This is a genomic window from Alcanivorax sp. (genome assembly GCF_051117345.1).
Classification (GTDB): domain Bacteria; phylum Pseudomonadota; class Gammaproteobacteria; order Pseudomonadales; family Alcanivoracaceae; genus Alcanivorax.
Genome location: NZ_JBNPEC010000129.1, coordinates 1 through 24,938 on the forward strand (window position 1 = coordinate 1; position 24,938 = coordinate 24,938).

General features: G+C 58.8%; 21 protein-coding genes. 2 read left to right on the top strand and 19 right to left on the bottom strand.

The window, feature by feature from the left end; all coding sequences use genetic code 11:
* The 19 genes from ACFE0K_RS08520 to rpsB all read right to left on the bottom strand — a co-directional run.
* Nucleotides 1-728 (bottom strand): RecQ family ATP-dependent DNA helicase (locus ACFE0K_RS08520; protein WP_434535662.1); only part of this gene is annotated, 728 nt, incomplete at its 3' end.
* Nucleotides 729-1,022: 294 nt separating this feature from the next.
* Entirely contained in the window at nt 1,023-2,312 is a 1,290-nt protein-coding gene (gene tilS, locus ACFE0K_RS08525) for a tRNA lysidine(34) synthetase TilS (protein WP_434535663.1), read from the bottom strand.
* Nucleotides 2,313-2,431: 119 nt separating this feature from the next.
* Entirely contained in the window at nt 2,432-3,403 is a 972-nt protein-coding gene (locus ACFE0K_RS08530) for an acetyl-CoA carboxylase carboxyltransferase subunit alpha (protein WP_434535664.1), read from the bottom strand.
* A gap of 236 nt (nt 3,404-3,639) precedes the next feature.
* Nucleotides 3,640-7,155, bottom strand: coding sequence for a DNA polymerase III subunit alpha (dnaE, locus tag ACFE0K_RS08535; protein WP_434535665.1), 3,516 nt, complete (start codon nt 7,153-7,155; stop codon nt 3,640-3,642).
* Nucleotides 7,156-7,223: 68 nt separating this feature from the next.
* The gene (gene rnhB, locus ACFE0K_RS08540; RefSeq protein ID WP_434535666.1) at nt 7,224-7,862 is read right to left on the bottom strand and encodes a ribonuclease HII; all 639 of its coding nucleotides are present in this window, start codon (nt 7,860-7,862) and stop codon (nt 7,224-7,226) included.
* Nucleotides 7,862-9,016, bottom strand: a complete 1,155-nt coding sequence (gene lpxB, locus ACFE0K_RS08545) for a lipid-A-disaccharide synthase (protein WP_434535667.1) — start codon at nt 9,014-9,016, stop codon at nt 7,862-7,864. The genes rnhB and lpxB overlap by 1 nt, the downstream gene beginning before the upstream one ends.
* A 1-nt stretch (nt 9,017) precedes the next feature.
* Entirely contained in the window at nt 9,018-9,785 is a 768-nt protein-coding gene (lpxA, locus tag ACFE0K_RS08550; RefSeq protein ID WP_434535668.1) for an acyl-ACP--UDP-N-acetylglucosamine O-acyltransferase, read from the bottom strand.
* A 71-nt stretch (nt 9,786-9,856) separates the two neighbouring features.
* Complete coding sequence (gene fabZ, locus ACFE0K_RS08555) at nt 9,857-10,297, bottom strand: 3-hydroxyacyl-ACP dehydratase FabZ (RefSeq protein ID WP_297763273.1); 441 nt, start codon at nt 10,295-10,297, stop codon at nt 9,857-9,859.
* 36 nt (nt 10,298-10,333) lie between these two features.
* Complete coding sequence (gene lpxD / locus ACFE0K_RS08560) at nt 10,334-11,344, bottom strand: UDP-3-O-(3-hydroxymyristoyl)glucosamine N-acyltransferase (protein ID WP_434535669.1); 1,011 nt, start codon at nt 11,342-11,344, stop codon at nt 10,334-10,336.
* Nucleotides 11,344-11,841: an OmpH family outer membrane protein gene (locus ACFE0K_RS08565; RefSeq protein WP_434535670.1), complete on the bottom strand. Its 498-nt coding sequence runs from the start codon at nt 11,839-11,841 to the stop codon at nt 11,344-11,346. The genes lpxD and ACFE0K_RS08565 overlap by 1 nt, the downstream gene beginning before the upstream one ends.
* Nucleotides 11,842-11,851: 10 nt before the next feature.
* Nucleotides 11,852-14,215, bottom strand: a complete 2,364-nt coding sequence (bamA, locus tag ACFE0K_RS08570; protein ID WP_434535671.1) for an outer membrane protein assembly factor BamA — start codon at nt 14,213-14,215, stop codon at nt 11,852-11,854.
* The gene (rseP, locus tag ACFE0K_RS08575; RefSeq protein ID WP_434535672.1) at nt 14,212-15,519 is read right to left on the bottom strand and encodes an RIP metalloprotease RseP; all 1,308 of its coding nucleotides are present in this window, start codon (nt 15,517-15,519) and stop codon (nt 14,212-14,214) included. Before rseP ends, bamA begins: the two co-directional genes overlap by 4 nt.
* Nucleotides 15,513-16,697, bottom strand: a complete 1,185-nt coding sequence (ispC, locus tag ACFE0K_RS08580; protein ID WP_434535673.1) for a 1-deoxy-D-xylulose-5-phosphate reductoisomerase — start codon at nt 16,695-16,697, stop codon at nt 15,513-15,515. Before ispC ends, rseP begins: the two co-directional genes overlap by 7 nt.
* On the bottom strand, nt 16,694-17,518 hold the full coding sequence (locus ACFE0K_RS08585) for a phosphatidate cytidylyltransferase (RefSeq protein ID WP_434535674.1): 825 nt from the start codon (nt 17,516-17,518) through the stop codon (nt 16,694-16,696). The genes ispC and ACFE0K_RS08585 overlap by 4 nt, the downstream gene beginning before the upstream one ends.
* 2 nt (nt 17,519-17,520) lie before the next feature.
* Nucleotides 17,521-18,300, bottom strand: a complete 780-nt coding sequence (gene uppS, locus ACFE0K_RS08590) for a polyprenyl diphosphate synthase (RefSeq protein WP_434535675.1) — start codon at nt 18,298-18,300, stop codon at nt 17,521-17,523.
* 94 nt (nt 18,301-18,394) lie between these two features.
* Nucleotides 18,395-18,952: a ribosome recycling factor gene (gene frr, locus ACFE0K_RS08595; protein WP_434535676.1), complete on the bottom strand. Its 558-nt coding sequence runs from the start codon at nt 18,950-18,952 to the stop codon at nt 18,395-18,397.
* Nucleotides 18,953-19,072: 120 nt separating this feature from the next.
* Complete coding sequence (gene pyrH / locus ACFE0K_RS08600; protein ID WP_434535677.1) at nt 19,073-19,807, bottom strand: UMP kinase; 735 nt, start codon at nt 19,805-19,807, stop codon at nt 19,073-19,075.
* A gap of 264 nt (nt 19,808-20,071) precedes the next feature.
* Nucleotides 20,072-20,950 carry a translation elongation factor Ts gene (gene tsf / locus ACFE0K_RS08605; protein WP_434535678.1) on the bottom strand — a complete coding sequence of 293 codons (879 nt, stop codon included), beginning with the start codon at nt 20,948-20,950 and terminating at the stop codon, nt 20,072-20,074.
* A gap of 65 nt (nt 20,951-21,015) precedes the next feature.
* Complete coding sequence (rpsB, locus tag ACFE0K_RS08610) at nt 21,016-21,774, bottom strand: 30S ribosomal protein S2 (RefSeq protein WP_062817763.1); 759 nt, start codon at nt 21,772-21,774, stop codon at nt 21,016-21,018.
* Nucleotides 21,775-22,070: 296 nt separating this feature from the next.
* Between rpsB and map the strand changes: the two genes are divergently transcribed.
* Nucleotides 22,071-22,865 (top strand): type I methionyl aminopeptidase, encoded by a 795-nt coding sequence (gene map / locus ACFE0K_RS08615; RefSeq protein WP_434535679.1) that lies wholly within the window; start codon nt 22,071-22,073, stop codon nt 22,863-22,865.
* Nucleotides 22,866-22,941: 76 nt separating this feature from the next.
* Nucleotides 22,942-24,938: [protein-PII] uridylyltransferase (glnD, locus tag ACFE0K_RS08620; RefSeq protein WP_434535680.1), on the top strand; the 1,997-nt coding region annotated here is incomplete at its 3' end.

Below are 24,938 nucleotides of genomic sequence, written 5' to 3' on the forward strand. Positions count from 1 at the left end.
TCGGCGGTCTTCTGCAACGTGACATAGACAATGGCGGGCTCTGCAGGCCGGCTGGTGAGCTGATCCAGCAGGTACTGATCACGCTCGGCGGTACGACAAGGGCGCACCGCCAGAGCCAGGTTGGGACGGAAAAACCCGGTCTGAATATGATCCGCCACGGCGATATCGAAACTGTCGCAAATCTGCTCTGCCACCTGCGGCGTGGCCGTCGCCGTGAGCGCCAGCACCCGGCCAACCTTGAGATCCCGGGCCAGCTGCGCCAGTTTCAGATAGTCGGGGCGAAAGTTATGCCCCCACTCGGACACACAGTGCGCCTCATCCACTGCCATCATACTGATGGACAGGCGTTTCAACCGGGCCAGGAAACGCTCATTGGCGAGGCGCTCCGGCGCCACATAGAGCAACTTGATGGAACCGTCATCAAGCCCCTGATAGATGGCCTGCAACTCCCCGGCATCGACACTGGAATCCAGTCGTGCCGCCGGGACATTCAGGCGATTGAGCTGATCCACCTGATCCTTCATCAGTGCAATCAACGGCGACACCACCAGCGTCAGTCCATCCAGCATCAATGCCGGCAACTGATAACACAGACTTTTGCCCCCACCGGTGGGAAACACCGCCAGCGCCGAACGACCAGCCAGTAGCGCGTCGATGACAGCCTGCTGGCCGTAACGGAAGGCCTGGAGTTTGAATGTCTGTTGCAGTAATTGTTGCGCGTCTTGCATGGGGTCTCTTCAGTAATCAGGAAGAAGTTCAGAGCAAGGAGGCAGGGATCATGGCTGCCGCCGTCAAGGTCCATGACCTCAGGGTACAGACCCAAAAACCCCGCCTATATCAGCCAGCGTTGATCAAACCCGTAGGACATTGGCCAATGAGGCACGTCGCCTATATTGGTGTGGAGAGAGTGCAAAACGATGCGCCCAGCTCCTACGTGCATGCCATGGTTTCGTAGGGTGCACTGACCCCAGGGCGAACTGCACCTTAACCAGCGTTCGCGATGCTCGCATCCCCTCACAGGGCTAACGGGAGTCCGGCAACAAAAACCATTCCTCACAACGGGAAGCCTCTTCGCCATCTGCCAGCCCCACTAACGGCACCGCTACCAGCGTCTCCCCCCGATATAACAGTGGCCACTGATGACGCTGCCAGGGGGGCACGCCGGCCGCTCGCCACAGTTCCTTGATGCGCTGGTGCATGCCGTTGCGCAACAGGCGGGCGCCGCCAGTGAAGGGACGCAGGGTGAGATCCCCGGGCGGGCGCATCAGGCTTACCCCACCCTCCCCGGCCGAGGCCGCCAATCGCCAGAATGGCAGCGTGGGCGGGGGCGAGTCCGCCGACCAGAGCAACTCCCCCTGCCAGGGCGCCAAGGCGTCGCGGGGAAGCAAATACAGCGCCCCCTGAAACAAGCGCACTGCCCAGTTCCCCCACTCCACCCTGGCCTGACTGTCCTGGGCGGCATCCTGCAGCGCCAGCAACTCAGCCAGCACAGCCGCGCTGGGCGCACTGGCACCGCGACGATGAAGCCACCAGCGCAACAGGTTGCGTTGCCGGGGCGGGCCTAATGCTGCCAGCCCCGCCAGTGGAAACCGTTGAACGCTGACCCCACCGGCGTCGGCATCTTGCTGCGCCCTTTCGTCCAGCAACTCACGGGCATCCCCCATGTGCTGGGCAGTTCGGGCAAGGATTTCGTCGACCCCACGCCAGCGCTGGCGTAGAGCCGGTAAAATGCTGTGGCGCAGATAGTTACGGCGCAGGGATTGATCCTGGTTGCTGGGGTCATCCTGCCATTGCAGGCTCTGCTCATGGGCATAGCGCTCCAACACAAATCTGGGCTGGTCCAGCAGGGGGCGCCATACGGCTATTCCCTGACGATGATCCAGGGCACGCATGGCAGCCAGACCTTGCACTCCAGCGCCACGCAGTAATCGCAGCAGCAGGGTTTCGGCCTGATCGTCGCGGTGATGGGCGGTAATGACGGTGGCGCCGTCCCGCTGCGCATCAGCAAACAAGGCCTGGTAGCGCGCTTGCCGGGCGCCGGCTTCAATGCCCTTGCCCATCTCCACCTGCACCACGATCGCCTCACAGGGCAATCCCAGACCGGAGACGGCCTGCTGGCAATGCGCCGCCCAGTCACCGCTGTGGGGCTGTAATTGATGATTGATATGGACCACTCGCAGGCGCGGGCCAAGGCCGGCTTCCACCAACAGGTGCAGTAATACGGTGGAATCCAGGCCGCCACTGAAAGCAAGCAACAACGGCCCCGGTGGGGCCTGCTGTGCCAGATCAGAAGTCAGGGGTGGGTTTGCCATGGGAAATCAGATTATCACGCTTGCCGGAACTGGGTTTTAGAAGGCGCAGCCGCCTTCGCTATGCAGGCCTAGCTTCCCACAGCATGGTGACTGGCGGCTACAGGATGGCCGGCAAACGGTTATTCGTCAGCGGTAGCGCTGACCACATTGCCGTAGCTCATCAGCCGGTCGTAGCGGCGATCCACCAGTGCCTCAACCTCCAGAGCCTTGAGCTCATCGAGTTGCTTGACCAGCGCCTTGCGGATGGCATCCGCCGCCTGCTCATAATCGCGATGGGCACCACCCAGCGGCTCCTTGATCACCTGATCGACGATGCCCAGCTCGTGGAGTCGGCCAGCGGTCAGGCCCATGGCCGCCGCGGCTTCCGGGGCCTTGTCGGCGCTGCGCCAGAGAATAGAGGCGCAACCTTCCGGAGAAATTACCGAATAGGTAGAGAATTCCAGCATCTGCAGGTGGTCGCAGACACCGATGGCCAGGGCCCCGCCAGAGCCGCCCTCGCCCACCACGGTAGCAATGATCGGCACTTTCAGCTGGGACATGACACGCAGGTTGCGAGCAATGGCCTCGGACTGGCCACGTTCTTCCGCATCGATTCCCGGAAATGCCCCGGGGGTATCGATGAAGGTGAGAATCGGCATCCGGAAGCGTTCAGCCATCTCCATCAAGCGCAAGGCCTTGCGGTAGCCTTCCGGCTTGGGCATGCCGAAATTGCGACGCACCTTCTCCTTCACTTCGCGGCCTTTCTGGTGACCGATCACCATCACCGGCTGATCGTTCAGGCGGGTAATCCCACCGACGATGGCCGGATCATCGGCAAAGGCGCGGTCCCCGTGCAGCTCATCGAAATCAGCGAAAATGCGCTTGATGTAATCCAGCATGTAAGGCCGCTTGGGATGGCGCGCCAGCTGGGAGATCTGCCAGGCAGTCAGATTGCTGAAAATGTTCTCGGTAAGCGAAATGCTCTTTTCCTGCAGTTTGGCCACTTCCTCGGAAATATTGACCTCACTGCCACTGCCTACCAGTCGTAACTCCTCGATCTTCGCTTCCAGATCTGCGATGGGTTGTTCAAATTCGAGGAAGTTCGGGTTCATATGTCTGAGCCTGTTTATGGTGTTTTGCTGGCAACGCCGGGAAAAATCGCCCTGTCTGGCGCATGGCTGGCGGAATCGTCATCCCTGATCCCACCGGAAATTGGCCTGCACAAGTGTAGCCGTAACCGGATGACAAGGTCGAGACGCGAAACGCATGGCTAGGTTGCAAACTGTTTCAGGGGAATCAGCTGCGAGCTCCTAGCTTTTAGCTCGTAGCTAGAGCCTAGAGGCTGCTCTCAATACTCCATCCGCACTGCATCTTCGCCGAACTGCACCCGCAGCTCCTCAACCAGGGACTCGTGGGGACTGATTTTCCAGGCGTCGCCCATCCAGAAACTGGCAGCGGCAATGGGATGGTCCAGATCCAGCAGCACCGGGGTACTCCCTCCCTGATACGGAGCCAGGGTCTGTTGCAGGCGTAGAGGCAGTTCCTCGGATACCGGCACCGCCACACGCAGACGACGGGCGAAGGTTTCCCGGGCCTGGCGCATATCCATGATTTCATCGGCGATGAGATTGAAACCACCGGTGTAGTCGTCGTTGCGGACCCCGCCCTTGAAGATCAGCAACGAATCCTTTTGCACAAGATCCCCGTACTCGGCAAAGGTCTTGCCGAACACGGAGACTTCAACTCGCCCGGTCTTGTCATCCAGAGTGACAAACGCCATACGTTCACCGCTGCGCTTGCTACGGGTGATGCGCAGGGCCACCACCAGGCCGGCCACCGTAGCGGCTTCGCCTTTGCCGGTGGGCAGCAGGGAGTTGAGCCGAGCGGAGACGAACTGACGCACTTCGCTCTCGTACTGATCAATGGGGTGGCCGGTGAGGAACAGGCCCAGCGTGTCACGCTCGCCGTTAAGCCGAGTGTCATCATTCCAGGAGCGCGCAGGCTTCCATTCGACAGCCGTGGCAGGACTTTCGTCCACGGCACCGAACATATCCATGATGCCAGCGGCCTCATTACGGGCATCCTGGTCGGCGGCGGCAATGGCATCCGGCAAGGTAGCCAGAATCGTGGCGCGGTCATGAAAGCTGGATCGCTTGCCAGAGGAAGGAGGCCCGAGCTTGTCCAACACCCCGGCTCGTACCATGGCTTCCAGGGAACGACGGTTGATCTTCTTCAGATCAATACGGCGGCAGAAATCGAACAGGTCCTTGAAGCCGCCACCGTCGGCGCGGGCAGACACGATGGCTTCGATGGGCCCCTCGCCCAACCCCTTGATAGCACCCAGACCATAGACGATGTCGCCTTCCGGGTTCACCGTAAAGCGGTAGCCACAGGAGTTCACATCCGGCGGCAACACCTGCAAGCCCATGGTCTTGCACTCGTCGATGAAGGTCACCACCTTGTCGGTGTTCTGCATATCCGCCGAGATGGTGGCGGCCATGAATTCCGCCGGATAATGCGCCTTCAGCCAGGCGGTCTGATAGGCCACCAGGGCATAGGCAGCCGAGTGAGACTTGTTGAAGCCGTAGCCGGCGAATTTTTCCACCAGGTCGAAGATCTTCATGGCCAGGTCCGGGTCTACGCCCTTGCTCTTGGCGCCTTCTTCAAAAATGGCCCGCTGTTTGGCCATTTCTTCCGGTTTCTTCTTGCCCATGGCCCGGCGCAGCATGTCCGCCTCCCCCAGGGTGTAGCCAGCCAGTTCCTGGGCGATCTGCATCACCTGCTCCTGGTACAGGATGACCCCGTAGGACGGCTTCAGGATCGGCTCCAGCCATTCGTGCTGGTACTGCGGATCCGGATAGGCCAGCGGTTCACGGCCGTGTTTGCGGTTGACGAAGTTGTCTACCATGCCAGATTCCAGCGGCCCCGGGCGGTACAGGGCCACCAGCGCGATAATGTCTTCGAAGACGTCGGGCTTAAGCTTCTTGATCAGCTCCTTCATGCCCTGGCTTTCCAGCTGGAATACCGCGGTGGTATCCCCCTTCTTGAGCAGGTCAAAGCTGGGCACATCAGCCAACGGGATATGATCGATATCGGGTTCGTCCAAGCCTTCCCGTTGACGCTTCACATTGGCAGCCTTCCCTGCCCAGTCGATGATGGTAAGGGTCTTCAGGCCGAGAAAGTCGAACTTCACCAACCCGGCGGATTCCACATCGTCCTTGTCGTACTGGGTCACCAGGTTGGTGCCGTCTTCTTCGCAATAGAGCGGCGCGAAATCCGTCAGCTTGCCCGGTGCGATCACCACGCCCCCGGCGTGCTTGCCCACGTTCCGGGTCAGGCCTTCCAGCTTGAGGGCCATTTCCCAGATTTCGTTGGCAGAGTCCTTGTCGGAGTTCTCGTCGCTTTCCAGGAACTCACGCAGGGTTTCTTCCTGCTCAAACGCCTTTTCCAGGGTCATCCCCGGGGTGGGCGGGATCATCTTGGAGAGCCGGTCGGCCAGGCCGTAGGGTTTTCCCTGAACCCGCGCCACATCACGCACCACCGCCTTGGCGGCCATGGTGCCGAAGGTGATGATCTGGCTCACCGCGTCGCGACCGTACTTGTCGGCTACGTAATTGATTACCCGGTCCCGCTTCTCCATGCAGAAATCTACATCGAAGTCAGGCATGGATACCCGTTCCGGGTTGAGGAAACGTTCGAACAGCAGGTCGTAGCCGATGGGATCCAGGTCGGTAATCTTGAGGGCATAGGCCACCAGGGAGCCAGCACCGGACCCCCGTCCCGGCCCCACCGGCACCTCGTTATCCTTACCCCACTGGATAAAGTCAGCAACGATCAGGAAGTACCCGGGAAAGCCCATCTGGTTGATGATATCCAGCTCGAACTTGAGCCGGTCGTCATACTCTTTACGCTTTGCGGGATACTCCGGGTCGTTTCTATCCAGCAATACCTCAAGGCGCTGTTCCAGCCCATCCCGGGACAGCTTTTCGAAATATTGCTCAATGGTCATGCCATCCGGAATCGGGAAGTCCGGCAGAAAATTCTCGCCCAGGCGAATATCCAGGGTACAGCGGCGAGCGATCTCGACAGTGTTTTCCAGCGCTTCCGGCAGATCGGAAAACAGCGCCACCATCTCATCTTCCGATTTCAGATACTGCTCTTCGGAATACTTCTTGGGCCGGCGAGGATCCTCCAGGGTGTTGCCATCATGGATGCAGACGCGAGCCTCATGGGCCTCGAAATCCCCACGGCGAATAAAACGTACGTCATTGGTTGCCACCACAGGCATACCCAACTCGGCGGCCAGGGCCACCGTGGCATGCAGACAATCCTCATCCCCCGGCCGGGAGGTGCGCTGGACTTCCAGGTAGATACGATCGCCGTACACGGACTGCAGCCAGCTCGCCTGCTGACGGGCCTGGTCGGTTTTTTCGGCCAGCAACAGCTGCCCCACTTCGCCCTGACTGGCGGCAGACAGCACAATCAGGCCTTCATGTAACTCTTTCAGCCACTCCGCTTTCACCAGGGCCCTGCCCCGGTCCTGGTTGGTCTGCCAGGCGCGGCTGATCAGCAACGTCAGGTTCTGATAGCCCTGTTCGTTCTGTACCAGGAAAGACAGCTTTGCAGGTTCTTCAATATGGGCGCTTTCCACCCATAGATCCGCCCCCATCAACGGCTTGACTCCAGCATTCATGGCTGCGGAGTAAAACTTGATCATGGCGAACAGGTTGGAGTCGTCTGTCACGGCCACAGCGGGGATGGCCTGACTGGCACAGGTCTTGATCAGTTCCTTGACCCGCACCACCCCGTCCACCAGGGAATAATCGGTGTGCAGGCGCAGGTGGACAAAACGGGGGTCACTCAATGGGGTGTTCCTCAGTGTTTCTGTGTTCGTATCGTGTGTCGGCAAGCTGCCCGGATCGGATTTCCCGCTCAGGCATGGGTCCCGAGAATTCTGGCCACCGGTGCAAAGGAGCGACGGTGTTGAGCCAGAGCACCATGTTGTTCCAGTGCGGCCATATGCACCTTGGTCGGGTAACCCTTGTGGCGATCGAAGCCATACTGGGGGTGCTGCTCGTGAAGCAGCTGCATTTCCCGGTCGCGAGCCACCTTGGCCAGAATGGAAGCCGCAGAAATCGCCGGCACCCTGCCATCGCCCTTCACCACCGCCTCTGCCGGGCAGACAAGTTCGGGGACGCGGTTACCGTCCACCAGCACGCCGTGCACGTCAAGGGGCAGCGCCTGTACCGCACGCTGCATGGCCAGCAAGGTCGCATGGAAGATATTCAGCTCATCGATTTCTTCCGGCTCGGCCCGTCCCAGCGACCAGGCCAGCGCATGAGATTTAATCTCTATTTCCAGCTGTAACCTTTTCTTTTCACTGATTTTCTTGGAATCCGCCAGGCCGAGGATTGGGCGCGCCGGATCCAGTACGACGGCGGCGGTTACCACCGCCCCTACCAAAGGACCGCGGCCGACCTCATCCACACCGGCCACCCGCATCCCCGGTTGCCAGCGAAACACGGAAGGAATGAAAGGCTCGGCCAGGGCGTATTCGGAAAACGGATCCATCAGCTGCGCTCCAGCAGTTGGCTGACCGCATCCGCCGCCTTTTCACTGGCCCCACCACGCAGCTGTTCATGCACCGCCCGGAAGCGGGACTTGAGGGCATCCGCCTGAGCCGGGTTATCGAACCAGTGGCTCACGGACTGCACAATGGCATCGGTGGTCAGGCCGTCCTGAATGAGCTCGGGCACCATTTCCTCGCGACAGAGCAGGTTGGGCAGCGATACGAACTCGCTTTTCACCAGCCGACTGGCGATAGCATAGGTAATACTACCCACCCGATAGCCCACTACCATGGGTTTACCCACCAGCAGGCCCTCAAGGGTAGCGGTACCCGAGGCCATCAGAATCACATCTGCCGCCGCCATCACGGTACGGCTTTGGCCATCCACCAGGGTCACCGGCAAATCCGTTGCTGTATCCAGCAGTGCCTGAATCTGTTCACGGCGGGCACTATTGGCAGCGGGAATCACAAAGTGCAGATCCGGACGCTCAGCATGCAGGGCCACCATGGCATCCAGAAAAGCGGGCATCAGCTGCCCCACCTCCCCGCCCCGACTGCCTGGCAGGACAGCCAGAATGTCGGCGCTTTCCGGCAGATCAAGCTCGACACGCGCCGCCGGGGTATCCGTTTCCAGGGGCACACGATCCGCCAGGGGATGACCCACAAATGCCACCGGCACCTGGTGCTGCTCATAAAAGCGCGCTTCGAACGGCAACAGGCAGAGCATCAGGTCGATGCTGCGCTTGATGCCCTTGATCCGGCCCTGTCGCCACGCCCACACGGACGGGCTCACGTAATGGACGGTTTTCAGGCCCTGGTCATGGAGGCGACGCGCGATAGGAAGGGTGAAATCCGGGGAGTCGATGCCGATCACCACATCCGGACGCTGTTCGAGCAGGAAATTCACCAGTTGTTTACGCAGGCACAGCAGTTCCGGCAGATGAGCCAGCACCTCGGTGATTCCCATCACCGAGAGCTTTTCCATGGGAAACAGGCTGGAGAGACCGGCAGCGGCCATTTCTTCGCCGCCAACGCCGATAAAACGAGCCCCCGGGTAGCGGGCCTGCAGCGATTGCATCAACCCCGCTCCCAGAATATCGCCGGAGGCCTCTCCGGCGATCAGGGCAACAAGCGGTGCGTCCTTGCCGACGTCCATGTCAGCGGGTGATGCCGCGTTCGGATGCCTTGAGGGAATCAATAAGCAGCTGCAGCTCGTCGGAGGCATCCATGGCTTCCATCTCTGCCAGAGCCTGCTCCAGGGTCAGCCCCTGGCGATACAGCATCTTGTAGGCAGTGCGCAGGGACGCAATGGTCTGCTTGGACCAACCACGGCGTTTCATACCCTCGAAATTCATGCTGCGCGCCTGGGCCGGGTTACCGGACACCATCACGTAAGCAGGAATATCCTTAAGCACCAGAGAACAGCCGGAGGTCATGGCATAGGAGCCGATCTTGCAGAACTGGTGGACACCGGTCATGCCGCCGAGAATCACTCCATTACCCACATGGGCGTGCCCGGCAATAGAGGCATTGTTGGCGAAAATGCAATCATCACCCACCATGCAGTCATGGGCCACATGGACGTAGGCCATCAGCAGATTACGGCTGCCAATCTTGGTCAGGGAGTTATCCTGGATAGTCCCGCGGTGAATGGTCACCGACTCACGGATCACATTGTCATCACCAATCTCCAGCCGGGTCGGCTCACCCTTGTACTTCTTGTCCTGGCAATCTTCACCCACGGACGCAAACTGGAAGATATGGTTGTTCTTGCCAATGGTGGTCGGTCCCTTGATGACCACATGGGAGGCAATGACGGTGCCGGCACCGATTTTCACATCGGGGCCGATGACCGTATAGGGGCCGACCTGCACATCCTCTGCAAGCTCCGCGGCCGGATCAATAAGGGCGGTCGGATGTATCATGGAATTTTCGCTTTATTCTGCTGTAAATACAGGGAGTATACGCCAAACCGATATGGCATATAGCGCCCGGCTCAGACCTTCTGTTCAGCCACAAGCATCTCGGCACTGGCGACGATCTTGCCGTCAACCTTTGCCTCACAGGCGAACTTGAGGATATTGCGTTTGGTCATGATGAACTCGGCACTAAGGTGCAGCGTGTCACCCGGCACCACACGACGCTTGAAGCGCGCGCGGTCAGTGCCAACCAGCAAATAGATAAAACCGTCGCCAGGCTTCTTGTTCTCGGTAACAAAACCGAGAATTCCCGCAGCCTGAGCCATGGCCTCGATGATAAGCACACCCGGCATGATCGGTTCGTGGGGAAAATGACCATTAAAGAAGGGCTCGTTAATGCTCACGTTCTTGATCGCTTCAATGCGCTTGCCGGGCTCCACATCAAGAACACGGTCAATCAGCAAAAAAGGGTAACGGTGCGGCAGGTATTCCCTGACCGCCTGAATATCCATCATCATGTGTTCCACACAGGCAAGTGCCGCAATACGCGGTCGTTAATCGCTTGAACGTTCCAGTTTGCGCACGCGGCGAGCCAGATCATCAAGGTTTCGGAAGCGAGCCACATTTCGACGATAGCGACTCTGGGTATCCACAGGTAACGCTGAGCCATAAGTACCAGGCTCTTTGATGGAACTCGACACCAGTGACATGGCCAGTATCTGCACCTTGTCACATACCTCGATGTGCCCGGCAATGCCGGCAGCCCCACCGATCAGGCAGTAGGCACCAATTTTCGCAGAACCGGCAATACCGGCTTTACCCGCGATAGCCGTATGATTCCCGATGACCACGTTGTGGGCAACCTGGATCTGATTATCCAGAATCACACCATCACCAATCACAGTGTCTTCAATGGCACCCCGATCCACGGTGGTACCGGAGCCGATTTCCACATCGGCACCGATGATGACACCGCCAACCTGATGCAGCTTGGTCCAGCCGCCGCCATTGAAGGCGAAGCCGAAACCATCGCCGCCAATCACGCAATTGGCATGTATGATAGTGCGCGGGCCCAGTGTCACACCATGATAAATTGTAACATTTGGCCAGATCTTGCACTGATCTCCGATCACCGAACCGGCGCCCACCACGGAATTGGCCATGATCACGGCCCCCTCACCCACAGTGACACCGGCATCGACCACCGCATTGGGACCGATGGAGGCAGAATCAGCGATCTGTGCCTGCGGATCCACCACGGCAGAGGGGTGAATGCCCGGCGTTGCCACCGGCGCGGTTTCGAAAAAAGCGCTGGCCCGGGCAAAGGACAGATACGGGTCTTTCACGATCAGCGCTGCCACCGGACAGAACTCCCGCTGGGACTCGGGAATCAGCACCGCAGCAGCTCGCGTCTGTTCCAGGAAGCTGCGATAACGCGGATTAGCCAGAAAGGTCAGTTGGCTGTCCGTGGCAGATTGTATTGTACCCAGACCGTCTACCGGCTGGTCGGGATCGCCGACCAGCTCGGCATCCAGCTGCCGGGCCAGTTCACCGAGAGTCAGCATTACTTCATCTTGTTCAGTTGTTTGGTCACTGCTTCAGTGATATCCAGATCCGGCTTGGTGAAAATCACTGCCTGGGCACTGACTACCAAATCCAGGTTTTCTTTCTTGGCCACTTCGGCAACGGCGCTTTGCAACTTCGGCTCCATTTCCTGCAGCAGTTCACGCTGGGCATCGTTGGCACGCTTTTGCAGTTTCCGCTGCAGGCTCTGGATCTCGATCATTTTCTGCTGGCCTTCGGTCTGCATCTGCTCCTGCTGCTCGGAAGACATGGTCATGCCTTCTTTCTGCATTTTTTCCTGCATCTTGCCCACTTCCTGACGCAGGCTGTTAAGGCGCTGCTCATCGGCACCCAGCTCTTTTTCCAGTGCGCTCATGCGGGATTTCACGTTGTCAGCCGCCTGCAACGCGCCGATGGGATCAATCACACCCACACGGCTTTCAGCCATGGCCAGAGCCGGCAACATTACAGCAAAAACAGCAATCCATTTTTTCATCATTATTAAACTCCTAAAAAGTCTGTCCCAGAGAAAATTGGAAAACTTCCGTATCATCGCCGGACTGGTCATTCAGTGCCTTGGCGAGGTTGAAACTGAGCGGGCCAATCGCTGTCAGCCAGGTCAGGCCTACCCCCACGGAAGTACGCAGGTCTGTGGCTTCGAAATCGGCCACAATATCAGTACGTTCGGTTTCAAACACGTTGCCCGCATCGGCAAACAGGAAGGTTCGCACGCTTCGGGATTCCGGCGCAAACGGCGTCGGGAAGATCAGCTCCAGGCTGGCTTCGGTGAGCAGGTTGCCACCGATGGGGTCCGGGTCCGGATCACGGGTGCCGTTGAGGAAAAACGCCAGGCCTTGAGAACGTGGCCCCAGGGAACGTGATTCATAACCCCGGACTGAGCCGATGCCACCTGAGTAGTAATTCTCAAAGAACGGCAATACCGTATCGTCCCCGTAACCATCCCCGTAAGCCACATCTGCTCGGGTACGCAATGTCCACCGCTGAGTGATCGGGAAATATTTCTGGCCGTTCCAGTTCAATTTATAGAAACCATAGTCCGAGCCGGGGACAGCCACTTCCAGGCCAAGGCTGCTGGACCAACCGCGATCCGGCAGCACCCCTCTGTTCAGCGTGCTGGTCTGCAAGGAGGCATTGAACTTGTATTCGTTGAACTCAGTGCCTTCCTTCTCCAGGAAGTTGAAAATATCCACGGCCACGAAATCACCGGTGGTGATATCGGTTTGCACATAGGTACCGCCGAAGCTCAGCCGTGAGTATTCTGAAATCGGATAACCGAAGGTCACCGAACCACCCAGACGATCCGCCGCATAGGAGGCTACCGACGTTTCATCAAAATCGATTTTGGAATAGAACAGGCTGAAGCCACGGCTTACCCCGTCCAGGGTGTAATACGGGTTGTAATGGGAAAAGCTGTAGGAATCACGGATATCCGAACGGCTCAGCGCGAAAGACACCCGGTTACCGGAACCTCGCCAGTTGTTATGGGTCACGTTCGCCCCGAAGATAAACCCGGAGGCATCGGAAAAGCCCACATTGGCGCCGATGGAACCGGAAGGCTGCTCTTCCACCTTGTATTCCACATCGACCAGATCTTCGGAATTCGGTACACGAGGCGTGTCGGCTTCTACCACACTGAAGTAGCCAAGGCGCTGCAAACGCTGTCGAGACAGGTCCACCAGAGAGGTATTGGCTGGTGCCTGTTCAAACTGGCGCAGCTCACGACGCAGCACTTCATCATCGGTTTTCGCGTTACCGCTGAAGTTGATCCGGCGCACGTATACCTTGCGACCGGGCTCCACGTAGAACGTCACGTCGACGGTGTTGTCTTCATCATTGGCATTGTGGTCACGACCGTTGACCTCGGCAAAGGTATAACCCTCGTTACCCAGACGGCGTTTGAGCAGATCATTGGTGTAAGTCACCAGTTGCTGGCTGAACACCTGCCCTTTTTTGACAATCAAAAGCGGCTTGAGCTGTTCCTCATCCACCACCAAATCACCCGCCAGGCTCACCTCATTGACGGTGTACTGCTCACCCTCTGCCACATTGACTGTGATGAACACACTGCGACGGTCCGGCGTCACCGATACCTGGGTGGATTCGATGGAAAAATTGATGTAACCGCGATCAAGGTAATAGGAACGCAATCGCTCCAGGTCGCCGCTCAATTTCTGCCGGGAATATTTGTCATCGCCCTTGATGAAGGACCAGAAGCCGGTGGAATTCAGCTCAAAATCCTTGAGCAACTCTTCATCATCAAACAGATCGTTGCCGACAATATTGATATCACGAATACGGGCGGCCTTCCCTTCGTAGATCTCGATCTTGAGTCCTACCCGGTTGCGAGGCAACGGCACAGATTCGGTCTTGATATCGGCACCATAACGGCCCTGGCTGACGTACTGACGCTCCAGCTCACCGGCGATGGCCTGCAATGTGGAGCGCTGAAACACCTCGCCTTCGGCAAGACCAGCTTCGGTGAGCCCCTTGCGCAGGTTTTCCTCGTCGATGGACTTGTTGCCGGATAGTTCGATGCGGGCAATGCTGGGACGCTCCGCGACCACCACTACCAGATCATCGCCATCACGACCCAGTTGCACATCCTCGAAGTTGCCAGTGGCAAACAGGCGCTGTACCGCATCAACGATCTGATCCCGGTCCACCGTGTCGCCCGCCTGAATCGGCAATTCCGCATAGACCCGCTCTACCGGCAGGCGCTGCAAACCTTCCACCCGTACATCGTGCACCTTGAAAGGCACCAAGGATTCCGCGTTCACCCAAGGTGCCAGACACAGGCAGGCTACCGCCAACAGGCCCTTCAGGGGGCGGTTTAGTTTGTCCCCAAATCTCATGAAAACTGCTTCACCAAGTCGTTGTAAATGGCCAGTAGCATAAAGCTGATCACCAGCGTCAGCCCTACTCCTTGTGCGGCCATAAGAAACCGCTCCGGTAAACTGCGACCGCGGATCATTTCAATGATTCCAAAGAAAATCCAGCCGCCATCCAGCATGGGTACCGGGAGCAGATTGATAATACCGAGAGTGATGCTCAAATATGCCAGCAATGCCAGAAAGCTGGCGATGCCATAGGAGGCGCTCTCCCCGGCCACTTGCGCAATGGTAATGGGGCCGCCCAGATTATCCAGGGACAACTTGCCAGTCGCCAGTTTTGTCAGGCTTGCCCAGACCACTTCACTCTGTTCCGCAAAGCGTTGGGAGGCGGCCACAATGGCACCACCGGGCCCGAATTTCTGCTGGTAAATGCCCCCCATGGCGACGCCGATTCGGCCGAAACTCTGCTCTCCTTCTGTCACTGTTTCCGGGGTGACAGCAAAGCGCCGCATTGCCCCCTCTCGCAGTACAGTCAGCTCCAGAGTCTGGTCCGCAGATGCCATGATGGTTTCCTGCCAGGCCTGCCAGCCGCTGATCGGCTCGCCGTCCAGTGCAATCACCTGATCACCGGCGCGCAAGCCTGCCTGATCTGCGGCACTGCCCTCGACAACCTCGCCGATCAACACCGCCTGACTGATGCCCAGTGCATCCAGTGGCAGCTTCTCCAGGTCCGCAGACCAGGGCGACGTATCCAGCTCGCGCACCGCCTTATCACCGGAAGCGGTGGCTACCGTTACCGGGAGTTTTTCCTTTTCCCCCAGATGCAGAATCAATTCGTTGTAGAAAGGACGCCAGCCCTCAACAGCAGTACCACCCGCCTCCAGAATCCGATCTCCTGGGGCAAACCCGGCCTCTTCCGCCACCGTCCCAGGCGCCACAGGCCCGACTACCGCCTGCATGCGACTCTGCCCGAAACCGACCATCAGCAGCCAGTAAATCAGCATAGCAAGAATGAAGTTGAATACCGGGCCAGCGGCATAGGTGATCACCCGTTGCCACGCCTGCTTACTGGAAAACTCACCAGGGTCGCCTTCAGCGGTCTCATCTTCACGGGCATCCAGCGGCTTCACGTAGCCACCCAGAGGTATCCCGCTGATAACCCACTCGGTTCCTTTCTTGTCTGTGAAACGGAACAGCTTGGGACCAAACCCCACAGAGAAAGTCAGTACACGAACGCCAAAAGCACGCATGGCCAGAAAGTGACCCCATTCATGGAAGGCCACAATAATGACGATGGTGACAACAAAAGCCAGAAGCGTCAGCATCCGCGTTCCTTGATCAGGCGGCAGGCCCGCTCACGGGCCTGGCGGTCAATTTCCATCACAGCATCCACATCCATACAGGCGGGTGATGCCTGCTTCTCCAGTGTCAGTTCAACGACTGCCGGGATGCCCATAAAGTCCAGCTTGCCAGCCAGAAAGGCAGCGACGGCCTCTTCATTAGCCGCATTCAATACCGCAGTGGCAGTGCCTCCTGCGCGCATGGCATCCCGCGCCAGACCGAGGCACGGAAAACGCTGCAGATCCGGGGCCTCGAAATTCAGCCCGATCAGGGCGGAAAAATCCAGGCGCTGGGCGCCGGATTCCACCCGCTCCGGCCATGACAACCCGCAAGCGATAGGGGTTCTCATATCAGGCGTACCCAGTTGTGCCAGTACCGAGCCGTCCCGGTAGGCCACCATGGAATGCACCACACTCTGCGGGTGCACTACCACATCGATCATGTCGGGGGACACATCGAACAACCAGCAGGCTTCGATAAATTCCAGCCCCTTGTTCATCAGAGTGGCGGAATCCACCGAAATCTTCGGGCCCATGTCCCAGTTGGGATGTTTCACCGCCTGCGCCGGGGTCACCGTCGCAAGCTCGGCAGCACTGAATTCGCGGAACGGACCACCGGAGGCCGTTAGCAACAGGCGCTCCACACCCGCATTGACGCCCTCTTCCGGCAAGCACTGAAAAATCGCGTTGTGTTCGGAATCCAGTGGTAACAGCGTGGCGCCATGACGCTTTACCGCATCCATAAACAATGAACCGGTGACCACCAGGGCTTCCTTGTTGGCCAGCAGCACTCGCTTGCCGGCTTCTACCGCCGCCAGGGTAGGTCTGACGCCAGCGGCACCGACGATGGCAGCAACCACCGTATCCGCATCCGGATGGGCCGCCAGATCCGCCAGGGCCACGGGCCCTGACAAGACTTCCACTTGAGACCCGGCCTCGGCCAGATGGTTCCTGAGTGCCGCCGCCGCCGCCGGGTCAGACATGGCGGCAAAACGGGGATCGACTCTCAGACACAGCTCGGCCATCAGCTGCCAGCGGGAACTGGCCGTGAGGGCAAACACCTCGTACCGTTCCGGATGACGGCCGACCACATCCAGGGTCTGCTGGCCGATGCTGCCAGTGGCACCAAGAATAGTCAGACGTTGTCTGGCAGAGGGTGTCACAGACTGCCTCCCGGCAGGGCAAACCAGTTGAACCCGGCCAGGGCGATGGGCATGGCCGCGGTCACACTGTCGATGCGATCCAGCATGCCACCATGGCCAGGCAGGACGGTGCCGCTGTCCTTGAAGCCGCGCTCACGCTTGACCATGCTTTCGAACAGGTCACCCAATGCGGAGGCCAGTACCGTCAACAGGGCCACAATCATCAGTGGCAGCAAGTTGGCCTCGAGAAGACCGGCCGCATAGACACCCGCCACCACTGCCAGTGCTAACGCCACACCACCGGCAAGCCCTTCAATGGTCTTGCCGGGGCTGACCAGCGGTGCCAGCTTGTGTTTACCGAAGGCTCGGCCGGCAAAGTACGCGCCGGTATCCGCTGCCCACACCCAGAGCAGGATGAACATCAGCGCCCAGGGGCCAGCCAGCCCCAGAGCACCCACGTCCTGAAGTTGCACAATTGCGGCCCAGGAAGGCACCAGCAGCAACAGCCCAACCAGCGCCATCAGGACCGGGCGATACCAGACCCGGGCATTGCCCGGATAGCCGACAACCAGAACCAGGGCCAGCAACCACCAGACAGGGATAGCATTAAGCAGCCAGGCCGGGCGATAGATCTCTGCAAGGGCCATCACCACACCAAGGCCGATAACCCAACCGCTTCGCACCGCAGCAGACACCTTGCCCATCATGGCCGCCCATTCCCAGCCGGCCATCAGGAAGAACACCCCCGCGACCAGGGCAAACGGCAAACGGTCCAGCCCGAATACCGCGCCCAGCACAATGGGCAGCAGGATTAGCGCAGTAATCACGCGCAGTTTCAGCATTCTTATTCTCCTTTCAGTCCGGCCACATCTTCACCTGAGCGCCCAAAACGACGCTGGCGACCGGCATAGTCCTGCAAAGCGGCAGCAAAGGCGTCCGCATCAAAATCAGGCCATAACAACGGGGAAAAAAACAACTCGCTGTAGGCCAGTTGCCACAGCAGAAAATTGCTGATGCGCTGGTCACCGCCAGTGCGAATCAGCAGGTCGGGCAGAGGCAAGTCGGCCATGGCCACATGCTGCCCAAGAGCTTCAGGTGTTATCTGATCGGAGGTGATACGCCCCTGCTCCACCTGAGAAGCCAGCTGACGGGCCGCCTGGGCAATATCCCACTGACCGCCGTAATTCACCGCGATGACCACCGTCATGCGAGGATTATCAGCGGTCAGCGCCTCGGCGTCGGCCATGCCTTTCTGCAGGCCCTCCGCAAAAGCACTGCGGTCACCGATAAAGCGGATACGCACACCGTGACCATGCAGCTCTTCCACACGACCACCCAGAGCCTTGAGGAACAACGCCATCAGGTGGTCCACTTCCCCTTGAGGGCGGCGCCAATTCTCCGAGCTGAAAGCAAACAGGGTCAGCGCTTCGATACCCCGCTCTGCGGCAGTGCGGATAATGGTCTGCACCGTGGCTTCGCCGGCACGATGCCCTTCTTCCCCGGGCAACCCCTGCTTGCGGGCCCAGCGGTTGTTGCCGTCCATGATAATGGCCACATGCCGGGGCAGTTCGCCTTGATGGGAATCGATGTCCGGGGCACTGGAGTGGATGTTTTCGCTGGCCATACTGCATCCGCCAATAACAAAAAAGCGGGCTGACGTGCACCTGAATCCTTGGCTTCAGGTCACAGCCCGCATCCGTGAATGATGACCGGTTGTGCTAAACGGTCATCAACTCCTCTTCCTTCTCTTTCAGGACGCGATCCACTTCCACCACCATCTTGTCGGTAAGCTGCTGGACCAACTCTTCCCCGCGGCGCTCCTCGTCCTCGGAAATTTCTTTTTCCTTGAGCAGTTCCTTCAGATCATTGTTGGCATCACGGCGAACGCTTCGCACGGATACCCGTGCCTGCTCGGCTTCAGCCCGAACCACCTTGACAAGATCCCGACGGGTTTCTTCCGTCAGCGGAGGCAGTGGCAACCGGATCATGCTGCCAGAGGTAGAGGGGTTCAGGCCAAGGTCAGAGGTCATGATGGCCCGCTCGATCTGCGGAATCAGGCTCTTGTCAAAGGGAGAGATGGTCAGGGTACGACCCTCTTCCACGGAGATGTTGCCCAACTGCTGCAGCGGGGTAGCCGCGCCGTAGTAATCTACCGTGATATTGTCCAGCAGGCTGGGGTGGGCACGACCGGTACGCACACGTTTCAGCGCGGTATCCAGCGCAGCCAGGCTCTTCTTCATGCGGGATTCCGCATCTTTGCGAATATCGTCAATCACCGTTATTCCTCGCCTTTCTTTTCAGCAGAGTCTGGCAAGCCTCGAAACGCCAACCAGACCCTTGTTATGCAACGTCCGCAGGGCGGACAACAAAAACTTTCAACAGCGGTCAACCGGGGATTAGCCGGCCTCCACCAGGGTCCCTTCGCTGCCACCCAGCATCAGGTTCAGCAGCGCGCCCTTCTTGTTCATATCAAACACACGCAGAGGCATGGAGTGATCGCGGCACAGACAGATAGCGGTCAGATCCATGACTCCAAGCTTTTTATCCAGCACTTCGTCATAGGTCAAGGTGTCATACTTGATTGCCGCCGGATTTTTCTGCGGGTCATCACTATAGACTCCATCCACCTTGGTGGCCTTGAGAACCACATCGGCACTGATCTCGATACCGCGCAGACACGCCGCAGAATCAGTGGTAAAGAAGGGGTTGCCGGTGCCGGCACAGAAGATCACCACTTCACCGTTCTTGAGATGGCGATTGGCATTCCGGTGATCATAATGCTCCACCACCCCGCTCATGGGGATAGCCGACATCAGGCGAGTGCGGATATTGGATCGCTCCAGCGCATCACGCAGCGCCAGGCCGTTCATCACGGTCGCCAGCATGCCCATATGGTCACCTGCCACCCAGTCCAGACCAGCGCTTTGCAACGCCGCGCCACGGAACAGATTGCCACCACCCACTACCAGGCCCACCTGGACCCCGATACCGACGAGTTGACCGATTTCCAGAGAAATCGCATCCAGCACTTTGGGATCAATCCCAAAGCCCTCGTCACCCGCCAGCGCTTCACCGCTCAGCTTGAGCAGAATCCGGTTATAGCGCGGCGAGCGCTCCTTGTTCGTCGGCATGTCTTGTTCTCCACCACTCATAAGAAAGCGCCACCCATGAATACCCGCTTTTACACTGTTACCGGGCTGGCAGCTGCTGCCAGCCCGGCCTTTACGCTGCACTCATCCCGCGTCGGTCTATGGCCTGCTAGCACAGTACCGCCCCGCACGATGGTTGCAAGCGCTTTTCCCTGAATCGCCCGTAACAGCCAGTCAACAGGCGAAAAAAACGCCCTGCTGATCTCGCCAGCAAGGCGTTCTTTGGTCACCGATCGATGCTCAACCTCAGCCTTTGGCCGCAGCCTGTACCTCGGCAGCAAAATCGGTTTCTTCTTTCTCAATACCTTCACCCACAACCAGACGCTCGAAAGCGACGATCTCGGCGCCAGCACCCTTCACCAGGGCACCGACAGAGGTATTGGGATCCTTCACGAACGGCTGGTCCAACAAGCTAACCTCTTTCAGGTACTTGTTGATCCGGCCGCCGAGCATCTTCTCGACGATCTCAGCCGGCTTGCCTTCCATGTCAGGCTGGGCACGGATGATCTCTTTCTCTTTTTCCAGCACTTCCGCCGGAACCTGATCACCGCTGATCACCATCGGGTTAACCGCAGCCACATGCATGGCCACATCTTTACCCAGCTCGGCATCGCCACCCTTCAGGGCTACCAGCACACCAATACGGCCGCCGTGAACGTAGGCACCAATAGCACCTTCCGCTTCCAGCTTGGCAGCACGACGGATCTGGATGTTCTCACCGATCTTCTGAACCAGCGCCTGACGGGCTTCTTCAACGGTGGAGCCATCTTCCAGCTTCAGCTCGCCGATTTTGGCGGCATCGGTTTCGCCAGCGGCCAGAGCAGCGCCAGCCACTTTGTCGCAGAAACCCAGGAAATTGTCATCGCGGGCCACGAAATCGGTTTCGGAGTTGATTTCTACCATTACAGCCACGGTGTTGGCGTCGTTGGTCGCAACCACAACACCACCTTCCGCAGCGGTACGGCCGGCTTTCTTGGCCGCTTTGGCCTGACCGGACTTACGCATGTCATCAATGGCTTTTTCGATATCGCCATCCGCTTCCACCAGCGCCTTCTTGCACTCCATCATGCCAAGACCGGTACGCTCGCGAAGCTCCTTAACCATTGCAGCAGTTACAGCAGCCATGATTATCCTCTCAATTTGGTAAGTTTCGGTAATATAGGCAGGCCGCAGGGGCCTGCCTCGACGGATCAACCTTCGGCTTTCTCGCCTTCGGCCTCGTCGGCTACCTCGACGAATTCGCTTTCACCACCGGTCTGGTTCTGGGCGTACTGCTTGCCTTCCAGAATGGTGTCGGCCGCCGCTTTCACGTACAACTGAATAGCACGGATGGCGTCGTCGTTACCCGGGATCACGTAATCCACGCCATCCGGGTTGGAGTTGGTGTCCACCACCGCTACAACCGGAATACCCAGCTTGCGGGCTTCCTGCAGGGCAATGTCTTCGTGATCCACGTCGATCACGAACAGGGCATCGGGCAGGCCGCCCATGTCCTTGATACCACCGATAGAACGCTCAAGCTTGTCCATCTCACGCTTGCGCATCAGGGCTTCTTTCTTGGTCAGCTTGTCAAAGGTACCGTCCTGGAACTGGGCTTCCAGCTCGCGATACCGCTTGATGGACTGACGGATGGTTTTCCAGTTGGTGAGCATGCCGCCCAACCAACGGTGATCAACGTAGGGCATACCGCAACGCTGAGCTTCTTCGCTCACCGCTTTCTGCGCTGCACGCTTGGTACCAACAAACAGGATCTTGTTGTTGCTGGCAGCCAGCTTGTTCAGGAACGCCATGGCGTCGTTGAACAGAGGCAGGGTTTTTTCCAGGTTGATAATGTGAATCTTGTTACGGGCGCCAAAGATGTAAGCATTCATCTTCGGGTTCCAGTAACGGGTCTGGTGGCCGAAGTGAACACCGGCCTTCAGCATATCGCGCATAGTTACGCTAGACATTGTTAATACTCCACTTTGGGTTAGGCCTCCACGCCCCCGCATAAACCCAACCAGCACCCTTAAACAGGAATGCCAGCACCCGGAGCTATGTGACGGGGCATGTGTGATTTCCTTCCCCACCCAACGGCGGTTACAATGCGGCACTTGTTGCCACAGGGCCGTCACTGAGCGGGAAAGCGCGCGCTTTATACCACAGACGCCCTTTCCGAGCAACGCCAAAGGCGCATGGCCGGCACAGAGAGCGCTAACTCACACCCGCTCAACCCACTGAAATAGCTGGAGTTTCCTCAAGTCTCATGAATGTTGTTATCAAAACCCCCGAACAGATCGCCAAAATGCGCGAAGCGGGCAAACTGGCCGCCGAAGTCCTGGAAATGATCGGCGAGCACGTCAAGGCGGGGGTCACCACCGAGGAACTGGACCGCATCTGCCACGATCATATCGTCAACAAGCAGCATGCCATCCCCGCCTGCCTGGGTTATGGCGGCGCGCCGGGTCGCATTCCGTTCCCGAAATCCGTCTGCACCTCGGTGAACCACGTGGTCTGCCACGGCATTCCCAATGACCGTAAAGCCCTCAAAAACGGCGACATCGTCAATATCGACGTCACCGTGATCAAGGATGGCTGGCACGGCGATACCTCCAAGATGTTTTATGTGGGAGAGCCCTCGGTGCTGGCCCGCCGGCTGGTGGAAACCACCCGCGAGTGCATGATGGCCGGCATCAGAATGGTCAAACCCGGTATCCGTCTGGGTGATATCGGCCACCGCATCCAGAAAATGGCAGAAAGTGAGCGCTTCTCTGTAGTGCGCGAATATTGCGGCCACGGCATCGGCGAGGGCTTTCATGAGGAGCCCCAGGTGGTGCATTACGGCAAGCCTGGCACGGGGCTTGAATTGCAGGAAGGCATGGTGTTCACCATCGAACCCATGATCAATGCCGGCAAGGCAGCCAACAAGCTGCTGCCAGACAACTGGACCGTGGTCACCAAGGATCGCAAATTGTCTGCTCAGTGGGAGCACACTATCGCGGTTACCGCCGATGGTTACGAAGTTCTCACTGCCCGAGGCGAAGAGACCGATTTGTACTGACACGGGCCGCCAACCGGTTTCCTGCCAGTAACCGATACGGTTACTGGCCTGCCCGCAACCCCACCACAGGACATTCATGACCTTCTCCCCTGCCCTGCCCCAGAAAGAACTGTTTGAGGCCCTCCAGGAAAGCGCCCAACCGGGCCAGTATGCCCGCCAGTATCTGGAGCAGGGTCAGGAGCGCCTTAACCAGGCCTTTGCCTCCACCGACATTACCGAGCTGGTCCGCGCCCGGGCCGACCTGGTGGACCAGGTGATGATTGCCGCCTGGTCCCTGTTCGGACTCGCCGACCGGGATGGCGTAGCACTGGTGGCCGTGGGCGGCTATGGCCGAGCCGAGCTTCACCCCTGTTCCGATGTGGACGTGCTGGTATTGATGGCTGATAGCCCGGATCAGAGCCTGCGCGACTGCCTGGAGCGTTTCGTCGCCTTCCTCTGGGATATGGGCCTGGAAATCGGCCATGCAGTGCGCACTCTGGATGAATGCGTGGCGCTGGCCCGGGAAGACATCACCGTTGCCACCAATATCATGGAAGCGCGCACCCTCGGCGGCAATGACGACCTTCGCCTGCAGCTGGAAGAGCGCACCGGCCCCGAGCACATGTGGGATTCCGCGGCTTTCTTTGCTGCCAAGTGGCAGGAACAGGTGGCTCGCCACAAGCGTTTCAATGACACCGAATACAACCTGGAACCGGATCTGAAGAATGCGCCGGGCGGCCTGCGCGATGTGCAGATGATCGCCTGGGTGGCGAAACGCCACTTTAATGCCGACAGCCTGGAAGCCCTGGTGGATGTGGGCTTTCTCACCGCCGAAGAATACGGTGTGCTGCGCAAGTGTCTGGATTACCTCTGGGAAGTGCGCTGGCAATTGCATGTGCATACCGAGCGCAACGAAAACCGGCTGCTGTTTGATCACCAGCGCCAGCTCGCCACCCGTCTGGGCCACGAGGACTCCAGCGCCAATCTGGCGGTGGAGCATTTCATGAAAGGCTTCTACCGGGTGGCACTGGCTCTGTCGGTACTCAACGAGATGCTGCTGCAGCTATTCGATGAAGTGATCCTGCACAATGAGAAGCCGGATCAGGTGCGGCCTCTCAACCGCCGCTTCCAGGTGCGCAACGACTACCTGGAAGTGACCAGCCCGCAAGTCTTCGAGAAGCACCCCAGCGCCCTGCTGGAAGCCTTTGTGCTGATGGCGCAGAACCCGGAATTGAAAGGCATACGCGCCTCCACGGTACGGGCCCTGATCTACAATCGTCGACAGATCAACGAGGCGTTCCGCAATAACCCGGAACACACCAGCCTGTTCATGCAGTTACTGCGCAGCCCCCATGCCCTGTTCTCGCAACTGCGGCGCATGAAACGCTACGGCATCCTCGGCAAATACCTGCCGGAGTTCGGCGGCATCATCGGCATGATGCAGTACGACCTGTTCCACATTTACACCGTGGATGCGCATACCCTGCTGGTGATCAAGAACATGCGCCGGCTGCGCTATGAAGACCTGCGCGAGGAATTCCCGCTGGCCAGCGAGGTGTTCTATCGCCTGCCCAAGCCGGAGCTGCTCTACGCCGCCGGCCTCTACCACGACATCGCCAAGGGTCGTGGCGGCGATCATTCCGAACTGGGCGCGGAAGACGCCATTGCCTTCTGCCAGCGTCACGGGCTCACCGCCTGGGATGGCAAACTGGTGGCCTGGCTGGTGAGAAGCCACCTGATCATGAGCGTGACGGCCCAACGCAAGGATATCTCCGACCCGGACGTGGTCTACGAATTTGCCCGCAAGGTGGGCGACCTGGTGCACCTGGATTATCTCTACGTGCTCACCGTGGCCGACATCAACGCCACCAACCCCACCCTGTGGAACTCCTGGCGCGCCTCCCTGTTGCGTCAGCTCTACACGGAAACCAAGCGCGCCCTGCGCCGGGGTCTCAACAACCCGGTGGAAAAACAGGACTGGATCGACGAAACCCGCGATGCGGCAATGAAAATGCTTGCCGAACGAGACCATGACCCCAAAGCGATCGAATCCCTATGGGCGAACATCGGCGACGAATATTTCCTGCGCGAAAC